Source organism: Halorubrum distributum JCM 10118 (genome assembly GCF_000337335.1).
Lineage (GTDB): Archaea > Halobacteriota > Halobacteria > Halobacteriales > Haloferacaceae > Halorubrum > Halorubrum distributum.
Genome location: NZ_AOJN01000002.1, coordinates 18746 through 32359 on the forward strand (window position 1 = coordinate 18746; position 13614 = coordinate 32359).

Sequence of the window (13614 nt, forward strand, 5' to 3'; positions counted from 1 at the left end):
GCCTACGTTATTTTACGGTTTCGCCGCCATCAACCGGGAGTGACTGTCCGGTAATATACGATGCTTCATCGGAGCACAGCCAAACGATGACGCTGGCAACCTCATCTGGGGACGCAGCCCGCCTCATCGGAACTTCTCCGATAATCGAACTGCGTTCTGCTTCAGACATCGACTCCAAGGCTGGCGTCTCTACAATCGTCGGACAGACTGCATTGACGCGAACGTCATCGTTAGCAGTTTCTAAGGCCGCTGTCCGTGTCAGACCGACTACACCGTGTTTGCTGGCGGCGTACGGTGCCCGACCGGGGCTCCCACGGAGTCCGGCCTTCGAGGAGACGTTGACGATGGCGCCGCCGCCGGTGTCGTATAATGCGGGGAGTTCGTATTTCATACCGGCCCAGACGCCAGTCTGATTGACATCGAGGACGCGGTCCCACTCTTCCTCGTCGATTTCTGGGACTTGGGCTGGTGTGTTCCCGATCGCGGCGTTGTTGACGGCGTAGTCGAGTCGCCCGTGTTCGTTGAGCGTGGTGTCCACGAGAGCTTCAATTGACTCGCTGCGACTGGTGTCGACCTCGATGAAGGTTACATTGCCATCATTTTCTTTGATTTGTTCAGCGGTCTCTTGCCCAGCTTCCGTGTCGATATCGGCGGCGACGACTGTTGCTCCTTCGGCGGCGAGTCGGTTGGCGGTTGCGCGGCCGATGCCGGAGCCAGCGCCGGTTACAAGTGCGACGGAATCCTCAAAGTCGTACATCAACTACAAATACTGAATATTTAGTCAAGTACTTTGTGGTACTCTTAGGAAAAACGTAGTGTAGGACCCTTGCCTACCAATCTGCTACTAAGAGAAGACGAAAAATTTAAATATTAATTGTTTGTTCATAGTGGACGAGTTCAAACGGCTGAGCAAACACCACTCAAAATATATGACGCGACATCAACCATCCCCGTCCAAGCCCCCGCTTGCGTACTGCCATGACGCTGTCCAAGACGTATCGCGTACGTTCGCTCTTACCATCGATGCACTCGACCCACCACTGGCCGACCAGATTTGTGTCGGCTACCTGCTCTGTCGAATTCCGGATACGATCGAGGATTCAACCCACATTTCGACGGAGACCCAACAAAGGCTTCTTAGGACCTACTACGCGAGCCTCGACCCTGAATCACCAACGTCGATAGAAGTGTTCACGCGTCAAGCACGACAGTACATATCAACTCAGTCTCCTGTAGCGGACTGGGAGCTTGTTGGGAACACTCCGACCGTTATGGCCGCCTTCGAACAGTTCTCACAAGACACACAGGAGGCAATGCGACCTCCCATCCGTGAGATGATCACAGGGATGATTCGGTTCACCGGGCGATACGCAGACGAGCCGGGGATTCGAATCCAAACGCTCATTGAACTCAGAAGCTATTGTCACTACGTCGCTGGTACTGTCGGGACATTAATCACGAACCTCCTCGCAAAGCAACCACTCACGACTTCCCGCGAGGAGGCCCTCCGAAGGAATGCTGAACATTTCGGTCGACTCCTACAACTGGTGAATATTGCAAAAGACGTCCACGAGGACTACGTAACCGAAAACAATGTGTATCTCCCAAGTGAGTGGCTAGCAGCCGAAGGAATTCCCCAAGATCAAATCATTCACACAGACTACCAAGAGGGAGCTATATCGGTGCTTTCACGAGTCCTTGAGCAGGCCAACCAACACCTCGACGCTGCTCAATCCTACATCGAAAAAATGCCACTAGGCAACGGAAACACCGTCGTCGCATGGGCAGTTCCATATCTCTTAGCCGTCGGCACTCTTCGAGAACTCCGTACAAACCCCGGAACCGCATTTGCTCCGGAGAGTGTGAAAGTATCCCGTACAGAGGTTCGGACCATCCTGAATGCGGTGTCTGCTACTGATCGGCAGTACCTCACTTCTCTCCGAGAACAGGTTGCTGACAACCCGCTTGAAGAGCTACCACCTCGTCTCGCTCCCTGACGGGCTCCAAGCAGTCTCCATCTGATTTCGGGGGTGACAAACGGGCCATGTGGACTCCGCTGGGCCCCTACTGATGGCAGAAAATACTAGCCGCGTCGTTTTTATTCGTTTTTGGTTGAAATACGGTCGATGTGAGCATCGATCGTGGCTTTCAATGGTTCAATCGACTGCTCTGGGTTGTACACAGTGAGCCGTCGGGCACGGATTCCAATAAGTAGTGAAAGCAGTGTCTCTGCTTCTACCTCAACGTCGACGTCGACAAACTGGTTGGATTCGATACCACGACGAAGAATGTCCTCGAGAACCATCTTCACCCTTTCTTCAACTTCCAGGTATTGCTCACGAACAGCCTCGTCGTGGGGTGCATTCATTCGAAGTTCGAACATCGACAACATCAGTCGATAGGGTTCTTCGTTAACTGTCGTTGGGAGGAGAAGTTCGATTAGATGATCGAGTTCCTCGCGAGGTGAAGATCCTTCTTCGGGGAGGATAGCAAGAAATCCTCCGAGAATGTACTTGAGGAAATCAACGAGAAGATCGTCACGACCGTCGTAGTGGTAGTAAATAAGGGCCTTACTGCGGTCAAATTCATCGGCGATGTGCTGGATGGTGAGGTCGCTGTAGCCGTGTTTCTTCACGGCGATGTGGGTGGCTTCCATGATATCCCGTTTTCCGGGATCCATGTCGTCGCCGTAGTTTTCGAAACTCATTAGATGTACCTATTGTTTCAAGCGGCCTGTCCCTTTTGATTGTTCTGCGAATTGGTGTGTCTTGTTGTCTAGAGGAACCGATGGGATCCCCATGTTGAGAGAAGGAAATCGGTACGTCGACCCTGTTCCTTGGTTATACGATGGTGAAGCAGATTCAAATGTTTCTTTGAGTTTTCCCTAATCATATATTTGTATAGATAGTCACAACTACTATGTCGTCATTGCTACCTCTGAAACCAACTCCTAGCTCAGCATCTGACCGTGGGTTAGAACCGAAACTCGTTGGATTTGAAGACGAATCTGCAGATCAAATTCTGTCAGCAGTCAGCTCAACAACAGCCCGGCGTATTCTCACGCAGATCTATGAAGAACCAACGACGGCTTCAGACATGGCTGCTGAGATCGACTCTTCAGTACAGAATATCAGCTATCACTTAGATCGACTTCAAGACGCAGAGTTAGTGGAAGTTGTCGAGACGTGGTATTCCGAGCAGGGGCGCGAGATGGACGTGTACGCCCCGACCAATAGCGCACTCGTCCTTTTTGCGGGAGCAGAGCGAACGACACCGTCACTCACAACAGCGTTGCGTCGTGTCTTCAGCGCGGTCGGTATCGTGGGAGTTGTCAGTATAATCGTCCACGCACGTTGGGCAGGATTGACACCCTCACCGTTGTCGCGAGGTGGTGAGCCTCCCCAGCCGGATCCAACTCTGTGGGAGGCACTCGTTGCGTTCGGAACCGGCCCTGGCGGGTTCGTCCTCGGGGTCAGCGTCGTACTAATCTTGTCCCTCTTTGTGACGTGGTACTGGCGGACGTATCGTCCGGCACGGGGACACACCCACTCAGCGTGAGTGATCTCTGGGACTCAAAGATGCCTTTGAATCTAGGATAAGACGATACTCTCCTCCCTCTAATGTGTGTATATGAAACGTCGAATGTTTCTGGCAAGTGCTGGGATTGGTTTCTCGACCGCCGCAGCAGGGTGTACTTCCCAAGCAGTGTCGAGTCGATCGCCTGAGGCAGACACAGAAAAGACAGCAAACACATCTGAGAGCACACAAAACGAGACTGTTCAAAAGTCGACCCAGACACTAATCAAAGCCGGTGACACCGCTGAGCGGACTATCGGGACCAGGTCCCTTGACACACGTGGCCTTAGAAAGCCTCACCATGTCGCATTCCGGAATCCGACAGAGGAGACCCATCACGGAACGATTACGATTTCGACTGCGAGCGAAACAGTGTTTGAGGAATCGATAGAGCTCGAAGCGAACACGAGTCTGATTGCGTCGCTTTCTGATCTCAATCTATATACTGTTCGGGTAGCCGTTCCTACGTTAGATGCGACCAAGGAGGTAACCGTTGAACCCGATCAGTTTACCTGTAACGTGACTAAGACAACGATCAGCGTTCGTGAAGATAGGACACTCGGCTCGACGAGTGTGTCGACGCGTATGGCGTGTCCCGGTGTTGTGTCCAAATCAGTGCCTGCCGACGAACGTGTGTTGCACACGCTCGGTGAGGATTCGACTTCCACAGATACCAAGCGAGGTAGCCACACGCTCGTACTCCGGAACTCGTCGGACGAAACGTGGACGGCCCGAATGCTCGTTGAGAACGATTCGACAGCGCAATTTGACGGGGTCTATACGGTCGGACCTGCGGGGGCGGTACTGATTACTCTCGGTGAGCGCGGAACGTACACGTTATCGGTGGATGTGCTCGGAACGGAGAGAACAATTACTGAGCAAGCAACGCCTGAAAACTTCGATTGTAACCAGTCATCAACGCAGGTCAATATTAGCGCCGGGGGAGAACTCACTGGGAACACCCTTTCAACGCTCATGGCTTGTAGCACCGAGGTGAACTCAACGAACGAATCATCGTAGCAGAGTGTAGGTACGCGGTTTTTTTAGACCAAGGGAAGTGGCTATGCTCGTTAGTAATGTATTTCCGGTAGATGTGGATAAGGTGGGTCTGGCTAATGATAAAATGTTGATCCCTTTTGACTCGAATGTCGCTTACACAGGCTCTTCAGTCTCTGTCAGGGACACACGAAAATTGGATTCCAACAGATCGGTTTTTGACGGCTTGCGAATGTCGGTCTGATAGATTCAACCGGTTATAGAAACTACGGCAAACCGGTAAGATGGGCTAGTTCACAAGGTCATCAGGTACGCAACCCAAACTAAGACTGAGGCGGCGCCAATGCCCCCCATCAGGTAAGTGTACACCTTTCGTGTTTTGCCATGGATTTTGTAGCTGCTATAAATCGAAATAAGCCCTGCTAATGGAACAAGAACGACAGAAATGATTGTACTAACTGCCCCAAGTATGAGGTACTGACGTGTATTCGTCTGGTCTGCTGTGGCTGTTTCTGACATTGCCCTACCTGTGACTGAATATCTATTCAGTATTTAAACTGGTGGTTTTTCAATAGATATCTCTGGCGTACAAAACAATTGAGCTATCTTCTAGGGCGGGGATTCCGAGAGCCAAGGACAAAGGTTGGGCCGAGTGCGGTTGCCCGACGGTCGAGTCGATGCTGGCTTTCCGAGCTAGATGATACGACTACTTCCACTATACTGCTTTCTCGGATTCGAGTCATTGAGGTCATCTTCGATCTAGAAAATGAAACCAATTCGGGCTACTTCCTCACCCACCTCGGTGCCAATATCTATCTGACCGGGTGTCGCTATCTGGGCCACCCAAATCAATATGATAGAGGAATGCTCCTTGTCACACCGCAACACGAACTAATCACCACTCCGTTCTAGCCATTAGCCCAGCTATTATTGACATAATAGGGGCTGTGTCGCGATCTATGTGAAATTGTTCCCACCACACCAAATAGATCCCGACATCACAGTTCCACCAAGCACAGTACGGCACCAAAGCACAAAAAATATATACTGACAATATAGTCAATTTGCTGCCCTCAAAAATATACGTTAAGAGATTAAAACAAAATGACTACGTTATCAACTCTCGATGAGCGGCGAAACACAATCAATCAACGTCTGGAAACAGCGTTAGGAAGCAGTGATGACCATTCAGTCGTTCTAGCGAACTCAGCTATTAACTCGTGTTCAGACCGATGGTACGGCCAATTGGTTGCTCTCTCCTACGCTACAATTGCTGATCAACCAATTACTGATGTAGTATTATCGGCATCGGCCGCAACGGAGTTACTGCGTGGATACTGTCAGCTGCGAAGTGAACTGCTCTATCAACTTCACACCAGTCAACGCAATTCTCTGACGAGAGACCCAGTGAAAATGCTGCTGGCTGGTGATTATCTCAACTCTACAGCTTACACAGTCTTCTTTGAGGCAGGTAATCAGCAATTCGAAAAAGCTCTTGAGGCTCTTATTGAGACATCAAGATCTCTGATTGATTCATTCAACGCTACGCGAATCAAATCATTTGATACGTATACATTCTTAGATAAGCTCGTTGGTATATTAGGTGAAGGAGCAGTAACTATTGCAGCCAATCTCACAGGAAGCAACACTGTACTTCGTAACGAGTTCACAAACTTGGGCCGAGCCCTTAGCTCGGCATATCATGCTTTTAATATTCTTGAACTGGAGGATCGCAGGTCTGTAGGACCTATTGACCATTCACAATACGAGGAATCTGACCTTTGTCAGTACGGCGCGAGACACTTTCGAGGAGCTATGTACACTCTCAACGAACTTCAGGAAGTTGTAGATGTTGAACCTCTTCTAGAGCTAATTGACGCTCATTTTGGGGGGAAGATGGGGTATAAGAAGTGGATTTGATATCTATTCTCTCCCGAAGGACGGTTTAGCTTTGTAACGTCCAGAATCCAGTGGCTAGCTACCAGCTACCAAAAACGAACTACAGTAGAATGTACATACTGGCTTCAGATTTTGCTGCTCATCCCAGCTAACTATATTGTCAATATATAACCGGGGTTTTATACTATGGCCACATACCGCTCGTTATGCGACATCTCGGACTAAAAATACGGATGGCTATCGTCGGCAGTATCCTTCTCGCGTTCTATTCCGGAGCCGTCGCTGTAGCGTGGTACTTCTTCGGGCAAAGCCAGAGCATCCTCGCGCTCGCCATCGTTGGCAGTATTCTGCTCGTGGGCGTCCAGTACAAGGTTGGAAAGTGGGCCGCGCTCAAGAGCGTCGGAGCTGAGGATATGGATAAACGACAATATCCGCAGATTTACCTGTTCGTTGAGAAGGTCTGCCATGAAAAGGATCTGAATATGCCGAATTTAAAGATCGCGGACATGGGCGTTCCAAACGCGTTCGCGGTTGGCCGCCGCGGCAGCGGGACCGTCGTTGTCTCCCGTGAACTCATTCAACTGCTCGACCGGGACGAACTTGAGGGCGTCCTGGCGCACGAACTCGCACATATTGACAACCGCGACGTCATTACAATGCAAATTGGCCAAGGCATCGCCTCGATCGTCAGCATCGTCGCACAGTACATTGTGCTGTTCACTGGCGACAACGACCTCGCGGATTTCTTCCTTGCCATCGTAGTCGGGAATCTCGTCCAGTTCTTCGTGATGGTATTTGTGCTCGCCATCAGCCGACACCGCGAGTACGTCGCGGACGCTGACGCCCGCCGCGCAATCGGCTCCGGGGATCCGCTCGTTCGCGCACTCAAGAAGATCCACCAAGGGAATCAGCATGCCTCTCGGTCTACAGATCAGCGTACTGGTGAACCAGTAAATCAGCGTAACAGCAGACATGGGAAACCGCGCCCCCCTGCGCAGGGTTCCAACCAACAAGTAGCTACTCTCTGTATCTCTAGCCCTGATCGCAACTTTATACAGCGGGCAATGTCCACGCATCCACCGATGGAGAAGCGCATCCAGCGGCTCCAATCATAGATCCCTTTGTCTGAGATTGTGACTGACCTATGCCCAAAACGACTTCTGACTCAAACAACATCATGATTCCTGATAGATCTATCCCTGTGTTCGTCAAATCGAGGGCGAACACGCTCCTGTCTTTGCTCTTTACTCTCGTGCTAGGGGGGACAGCCTATACAGGATTCGTGACTGGTCGATATGAATCGGTCCTGTTCAGCTTAGTAGCGATCGCGATTGTCATCGTCCCAGCTGTAATAGCCCGTGACCCGACAGTGACGCCCCCATGGTACTTTCTGCTCCTAATCTGCCTTCCCATTCTCTGGGACGTCAGGACGGGTTCCTCGCTTCAACTAGGGGTCGTCCCAAGCCTCTCTCTTGCGACCCTTGGTCTTCTGTTGATGGTCGAAATCCACTACCTGACGACGCTCCGACTGGCGCCGTGGTTCACCATCGTACTCACCGGTATTTTCACACTCGCGATGGCGGCAGTCCTCAATATCGTCCGCTGGATCTCCGATACTCTGTTTGGGACGACGTTTCTGCTCAACGGGCGCACGCAGGATGCGATCAATACGGCGGTGATGATCGAGTTTGTCGCCGCGGCTATTGCCGGAGTCATCGCTGGCGGCATCTTCTATCTACACTTTCAACGGCCGTCTGTTCAGACTGGTAGTCGATTACAGGCTGACTCGGCAACACCCGGTACGAAAATAAACGCTCAATCGGCCGTCCTGAGCGACAGGTTAGGCATCTCACCACAGCGGCAACGACAAGCCGTCCGCATGATGCAAGCAGGGTTAGCGCTAGTATTTGGATACGGACTCTGGACAGTCCAAGTTCCGCTCCTGATAAATTCGGGGGTTGCATTGGTCATTACGTTTGTCCCGGCAGTGATAGAACGGGACTACGGTATCCCGATCGAACCAGCACTCGCTCTTTGGCTAACTGGCGCAGTTTTCCTCCACGTTCTCGGAACTGTCGGGCTCTACGGCTTGATACCGGCATGGGATTCACTTACGCATACACTTTCGGCGACAGTCGTTGCCGCAGCAGGGTACACGTTCCTCAGGACAATCCACCTCCACGCCTCATCGATTCACTTCCCTCCTTGGGCGATGTTCGTGTTCACCCTCATGGTCGTCCTCGCGACCGGCGTAGTCTGGGAGGTTCTCGAGTTTGTCCTCGATCGAAGTGCGCTCCTCTTTGGGGCTGACCCAGTGCTCGCGCAGCACGGAATTGACGACACGATTATCGACTTGATCTTTAATGGGATCGGTTCGATACTTGTCGCAATGTGGGGTACGGTGTATCTCACGACAGTGTCAAAGCGTCTCGCTAGTCAGCTCACACAGTAAGCTGTATCTCCTTTCGACCCTATTCTTCACCACGACTCGAAACCAGATATTCAGTGAACCGGAACCTAGTCACGAACGTCACCGAGTCCCCGTATCCTTCACTCGTGAGCACGGTTTCGGCCCCCTCGCCGGCCGCGATATTCGTCGTGTTGATGTAGACCTCGGCCGCCGACCCCGCACTGAGATGCTGGGCAGCGAGGGCGGCGAGGGCGGCGTCCGCCCGCTCGACCTCGTCGGCAGGGCGGTCGTCGGCGTTCGCGATGTACCGCTGGACACCGTCAATCACCCGTGAGACGACAGGCTTGGAAAACACCAACGGTGTCGCGATCGTCGCACAGCGTTCGTCTATCGCGGCGTCAACGGGCGGGCCTTCGACGGGGCGGCGCATGAGTCGTGACCGGACCGCGGTCAACGATAGACTTGAACTGCCGCGGATGGCGACACTGTCCACATTCTCAAGACAGATCTCGCTGTCGTCATGCGAGCAATCATCGATTAGTGGGTCGACGAAGAAGTGGATAATCTCGCCGACCATGTGAGCGCGGTCAACTACGTCATTGAGTGGCAATCTCACCTATGGTTTATCTAATCAGCATCAGAGTCTTGGTAGTACCATGAGTTTTGATGCCGAAGCAGTACGTGCTGACTTCTCTATCCTCGACCGGCGCGTGAACGGCTATCCGCTCACCTACCTCGACAACGCCGCGACCACGCACGCCGGCGGGAGGTAGACGCTCTGCTCGCCGGCGATCTCCTCCAGGTTGTTCCGGTGACGGTGGTTGAAGTAGCACTCGTAGCTACAGTATCCACAGATTGCGCCGGTATCGTACTCGGCGACGTACGGACCGCGGCGAGTTCGCCAGACGTTCGTCCCGCACTCGGTACAGGCAGCGTTCTCGAGATCGGCAGGACCTGGTCCCTCGTACTCGACGTCGAGCCCCTCGTCTTGCGGTGTCGTTTCGGGCCAGATTTCGTGGGTCCTCCAAAACTCACGGACGCGAGCGAGGCTGTGGCACACCGTCTTTCGCACGGTGACGTGGTCGGCGTCGCGACCGCTGTCGTCCCAGCCGTCGGCCGTCCAGAACTCACCGAACTGCGCGCCGCGATACAGCCCGTTCCAGTCGACGCCGACGATGTCGGCTGGTGGCTCGTCCGTGAGTGTCGGTCTGGTCAGCTGCCGAATGGCATCGAGCTGCTTGGGCGGACTCCCGCCGAGGATGTGGACGCGCCGCCCTCTCCAATCGGCAGGGTCGGAGAAATCGTGGGCCAGGCGGTCGGCGTATCCTCGTGAATACCCGAGAACGAGGGTCTCGGGAATCGCGTCGATCACCGCCCGCGACTTCGGAACGACGATGAGCTCGGCCTCTGGATAGCTCGCTTGGATCTCACGAGCAGCAGCGACGTGGGCGTCGACGTCGTCGATTTCGTCGATGTCCCCGATGACCCCGACCTCTGGTTCGTGCTCGAAGAAGCGGTCGACGAACCGCTCCAGGTCGGGATTGCGGAAGTCGTTATCGAGCATCCCCACAGGAATTTCGAGGTTCAGGTACTGGTCTACCTGATACCCACAGTCTTCTCGAAACCCGGGAAGAAATCCGAGGGCCAACGCATCAGCGACGAATGGAACTCGATGGAGGAACGCCACATGGTCCGCTTGTCTGGCGGCAGCGATGTCGCTAGCCGTGCTGGAGTCTGGACTCAAATCGAGGGACATGACTGAACTCGCGAGGGGGCTGCTGGTCGCCCCGCACCCATTCAGGGGCCCGAAAAACGGGATACTCTCACCGTTAATCAACACAAGGTGTTGGCTGGCTCCGATTGTTGGTTAAGACTGATCGCTACTCCTCATCCTCACGCAACTCTTCAGCCTTCCACTGGAGCCGACGCAGAATCTGCGTCCGATTCTGGTGGGCGTTCTCGTAGGCAACACACTCACGGAGTGTCTCCATATCGGGGATCGTCGCAATCCCGGCCTTGATCAGTCGGTAGTTCGGTGCTTCGAGGCGCTTCTCGGGTGGGAATTCATCGTTATTGCCGCTGCTGTCCGCGGAATTCTTCATCTCTATCGCCCTCCACCCCTGAAGGGCGAGAAAGACAGAACAGACGACTACGTCACCGTCGCGGCGTCAGGCCATCGCGTCCTGGAACCGCTCACGAAGCGCGTCCTCACGCTCCTCGAACTGGTCGACCTTCTCCTGTAGATCGTCGCTGACGCGCTCGATGCTCGCGAGCGCCCGCTCGCCGGCGAGCGACGCCTGCGACCCGTCGTCGCCGTCCGCCTCCAGCTCCTCCTCGTAGGCTCGCTCGACCCGCTCGATGGTACCCTCGGGGTTGAACAGGATGTCGTTGGCCGTGCGAACGTAGCCGTCCAGCGACGCGCCTTCCTTGCCCTGGAAGAAGTGAGTGAGCGGGTACGTCGCGCCGGAATGTAGCGTCCACATATCGATCTCGACGGGTGAGGCCGCGTTGGCCTCGGCATCGCTCGCAGCGCGCTCGGCCAGGTAGTCCGGGAAGCCCAGCAGACTGTAGAACTCCGTGACGGTGAACGGGAGATCGGAGAAGTCGAGTTCGATGTCCTGGGCGTCACGGATGAACTCGAAGAGGTCGTCAGCCACGAGTTCGACCTGTGCGAGAATCTCTTCCCACCAGGTTCGGAAATTCCGCACGTCGCCGACGTGCTTGATGACCTCCTTGTCGGTGAGCGAGCGCATCGTGTTCGAGCAGTAGCCATCCTGAGCGAACCCTTCCACGTAGACGGCGTGTTCGCCGAAGAAGTCGTATCCCGACGTGACGCCCATCGTGATCGGATCCGACCGGCCGGGAAGGCGCACCTCGAGGCCGTCGAACATGATGTCCATGTGGACCTCGCCGCCGCCCCGGTAGCGCCGAATCTCGCCGAACATCACGTCACCCAGCGGCGTTCCGTCGATAGTCTCCTCCCGAAGGACCTCCTCCAGCGGCCCGTAGACGTCGACCGGGTTGATGATCGCGTACGAGTCGGTCGGAATATGGAACAAGGAATCCGTTTCGGCATCCTCCTCACGGGCCTGCTCTCGAGCGCGACTCGGCTCGACGAGCGCGTTGAACCGCTCCGTCTCGACCCACTCGTCGGTGTACGGATTCTTGTAGGCCACGGTCGACTCGACGGCCTGCGGGAGGTCGCGGATCGCCTCAGCGAAGCTCACGGTGTCTTTGCCGCCGTGACGCTGACGATACCACTCGGGTAGTTCGGTGTCGGTACGTCCATCGACGCCAGCGAAGATGGTTCTCGACTCTGGGTCTTTCATCGTAGTCACCTCGACGCAGGAACGCTCATCGACGGCTGCCTGCATCGTCTCGCGCCCTGCGCCCCTCTGCCGGGCGCAACAACAACACCACGTTAACCAACATTGACCCAGGAAACAGCCGATTGTTGGTTAATAACCAACCGGCGGCGACACATCTTACTGTCGTTACTCAGTACTTGAGCGACGAAGTCGTACCTGCTACGGGTTCGGAATCCACGGATGTCTCTCCCAGGGGAGATGGCTCAATCCGATTCTACTATATCCCGCAAAAGCTTATGTCGGGCACGTAAATCTCCTGCTGTCCAATCGCTCTCCGTGTCGTTACTCATTGAGTGAACAAGCGGGTTATAGTGAGCAACAGCATCTCGAAGGTCTTTCACATCCCATATTGTTGCTCCATATGATTCTAGATCTACCGGTAGCTGCTGCATCTCATCGGCCTCAGACAGGATGTCAAGTAGTTCCCCTACGGTACCCCCGGCTAGCTTGTCAGGTGCGAGATCGCCGACATAGGTCGTGCGGATGTGAATGTCGGTCTCAGTTTCCCAGTCCGGGATGTGTTCACGGATGATCTTTCGTAGTCGAATTTCAAACTGAGCGAGAAGCACGTACAGGTACTGGTAGACGGGAATCTTGTTCAGGTCGAATCGGGTCACGATTCCCTCCGGATCATTTGGCTGGCCGACGAAACAGAACCGTTCTCCGTCTCTTCCTAGTCGTTCAATTACCGTCCCGACTTCTTCTCCGGGAGCGACGCAATCTGAGTCCGTTAGCGGCAGTACGTGTTCGGTGACGGGCTCTTCACCTCGTATCTCCATCTCTGCTCTGGAGACGTAGCCACGAAGTCCCTCTAGTTGCTCCGGATCATCGAAGACGAATGCAGCGTCGTAGTCCTCATAGTAGAGATCTAAGTAGACGAAGGCAGCGTCATCCTCAGCACTATATACATCCAACTCCGGGAAACATGTCGCTGTATAGCGAGCAGGCTCGCTGATTGTCGGTGAGGTTGCACTCGCCATGAGTTGGGACTCAACTTCTGATGGGTCTGGTCGGATTGATGATACCGCTGGGTCGAACTCCTCTGACTCCGGACTATTGACTTTGAGGAGCATGTGGGGAATATCGGCCTCAAAATGGTCGCGATCAACCGATTCAACATCTGCAACTTTCGGAGCCAAGTAACTGCGGAAGGGGCCCTTTGTCTCTTCTGTTTTGAATCCTCTCGTAGTCAAGAATACACCGTTTCCGTCCTCTGTTAGGACGTGTAGCGACCGTTCGAGAAACAGCAGGCCGGTATGGATACGGGCTGTATCCGGAGCGCTCTTCTGTAGGAGATTGTTGATACTGCTGAGCTGCTGCTGTCGAGTCGAAGAGGACAAGGACACCGCGTCAGCGGTGTCCGAC

At 54.1% G+C, this 13614-nt stretch carries 12 protein-coding genes; 5 read left to right on the plus strand and 7 right to left on the minus strand.

The genetic code is table 11. From position 1 onward, the window contains the following. Positions 1 to 7: 7 nt before the first annotated feature. Positions 8 to 757, minus strand: a complete 750-nt coding sequence (locus C466_RS00245; protein WP_049908328.1) for an SDR family NAD(P)-dependent oxidoreductase — start codon at positions 755 to 757, stop codon at positions 8 to 10. A 130-nt stretch (positions 758 to 887) separates the two neighbouring features. Here C466_RS00245 and C466_RS15635 point away from each other — a divergent pair, with 130 nt between their 5' ends. After that, positions 888 to 1997: a phytoene/squalene synthase family protein gene (locus tag C466_RS15635; RefSeq protein ID WP_239641156.1), complete on the plus strand. Its 1110-nt coding sequence runs from the start codon at positions 888 to 890 to the stop codon at positions 1995 to 1997. A gap of 101 nt (positions 1998 to 2098) precedes the next feature. On the opposite strand, the gene C466_RS00250 is transcribed toward C466_RS15635, so the two are convergent. Then, entirely contained in the window at positions 2099 to 2707 is a 609-nt protein-coding gene (locus C466_RS00250) for a TetR/AcrR family transcriptional regulator (protein WP_004595558.1), read from the minus strand. A 212-nt stretch (positions 2708 to 2919) separates the two neighbouring features. Here C466_RS00250 and C466_RS15640 point away from each other — a divergent pair, with 212 nt between their 5' ends. From C466_RS15640 to C466_RS00260, 4 genes are all read left to right on the plus strand, one after another. After that, entirely contained in the window at positions 2920 to 3558 is a 639-nt protein-coding gene (locus C466_RS15640; RefSeq protein ID WP_004595557.1) for an ArsR/SmtB family transcription factor, read from the plus strand. A 2421-nt stretch (positions 3559 to 5979) separates the two neighbouring features. Continuing rightward, complete coding sequence (locus C466_RS16325) at positions 5980 to 6492, plus strand: hypothetical protein (RefSeq protein WP_152418552.1); 513 nt, start codon at positions 5980 to 5982, stop codon at positions 6490 to 6492. A gap of 212 nt (positions 6493 to 6704) precedes the next feature. Continuing rightward, positions 6705 to 7586 carry a M48 family metallopeptidase gene (locus tag C466_RS00255; protein ID WP_004599460.1) on the plus strand — a complete coding sequence of 294 codons (882 nt, stop codon included), beginning with the start codon at positions 6705 to 6707 and terminating at the stop codon, positions 7584 to 7586. 86 nt (positions 7587 to 7672) lie between these two features. Beyond that, positions 7673 to 8923 carry a hypothetical protein gene (locus C466_RS00260; protein ID WP_239641157.1) on the plus strand — a complete coding sequence of 417 codons (1251 nt, stop codon included), beginning with the start codon at positions 7673 to 7675 and terminating at the stop codon, positions 8921 to 8923. Positions 8924 to 8942: 19 nt separating this feature from the next. Here the strand turns inward: C466_RS00260 and C466_RS00265 are convergent, their stop codons facing one another. The 5 genes from C466_RS00265 to C466_RS16845 form a co-directional block, all read right to left on the minus strand. Then, positions 8943 to 9458, minus strand: coding sequence for a hypothetical protein (locus C466_RS00265; RefSeq protein WP_004595554.1), 516 nt, complete (start codon positions 9456 to 9458; stop codon positions 8943 to 8945). Between the two features lie 153 nt (positions 9459 to 9611). After that, complete coding sequence (locus tag C466_RS00270; RefSeq protein ID WP_049908331.1) at positions 9612 to 10637, minus strand: DUF6610 family protein; 1026 nt, start codon at positions 10635 to 10637, stop codon at positions 9612 to 9614. A gap of 124 nt (positions 10638 to 10761) precedes the next feature. Next, entirely contained in the window at positions 10762 to 10983 is a 222-nt protein-coding gene (locus tag C466_RS00275) for a hypothetical protein (protein ID WP_004595552.1), read from the minus strand. A 66-nt stretch (positions 10984 to 11049) separates the two neighbouring features. Then, complete coding sequence (locus C466_RS00280; RefSeq protein WP_394295017.1) at positions 11050 to 12210, minus strand: hypothetical protein; 1161 nt, start codon at positions 12208 to 12210, stop codon at positions 11050 to 11052. 242 nt (positions 12211 to 12452) lie between these two features. Continuing rightward, positions 12453 to 13614, minus strand: a 1162-nt coding sequence (locus tag C466_RS16845) for a hypothetical protein (protein WP_152418551.1), incomplete at its 5' end; no start/stop codon positions are given.

Excerpts from the sequence above, each read along its gene's own strand:
- C466_RS00245 (WP_049908328.1), bottom strand. The coding sequence starts at position 757 with ATGTACGACTTTGAGGATTCCGTCGCACTTGTAACCGGCGCTGGCTCC.
- C466_RS00250 (WP_004595558.1), bottom strand. The coding sequence starts at position 2,707 with ATGAGTTTCGAAAACTACGGCGACGACATGGATCCCGGAAAACGGGAT.
- C466_RS15640 (WP_004595557.1), top strand. The coding sequence starts at position 2,920 with ATGTCGTCATTGCTACCTCTGAAACCAACTCCTAGCTCAGCATCTGAC.
- C466_RS00255 (WP_004599460.1), top strand. The coding sequence starts at position 6,705 with ATGGCTATCGTCGGCAGTATCCTTCTCGCGTTCTATTCCGGAGCCGTC.
- C466_RS00265 (WP_004595554.1), bottom strand. The coding sequence starts at position 9,458 with ATGGTCGGCGAGATTATCCACTTCTTCGTCGACCCACTAATCGATGAT.
- C466_RS00270 (WP_049908331.1), bottom strand. The coding sequence starts at position 10,637 with ATGTCCCTCGATTTGAGTCCAGACTCCAGCACGGCTAGCGACATCGCT.
- C466_RS00275 (WP_004595552.1), bottom strand. The coding sequence starts at position 10,983 with ATGAAGAATTCCGCGGACAGCAGCGGCAATAACGATGAATTCCCACCC.
- C466_RS00280 (WP_394295017.1), bottom strand. The coding sequence starts at position 12,210 with ATGAAAGACCCAGAGTCGAGAACCATCTTCGCTGGCGTCGATGGACGT.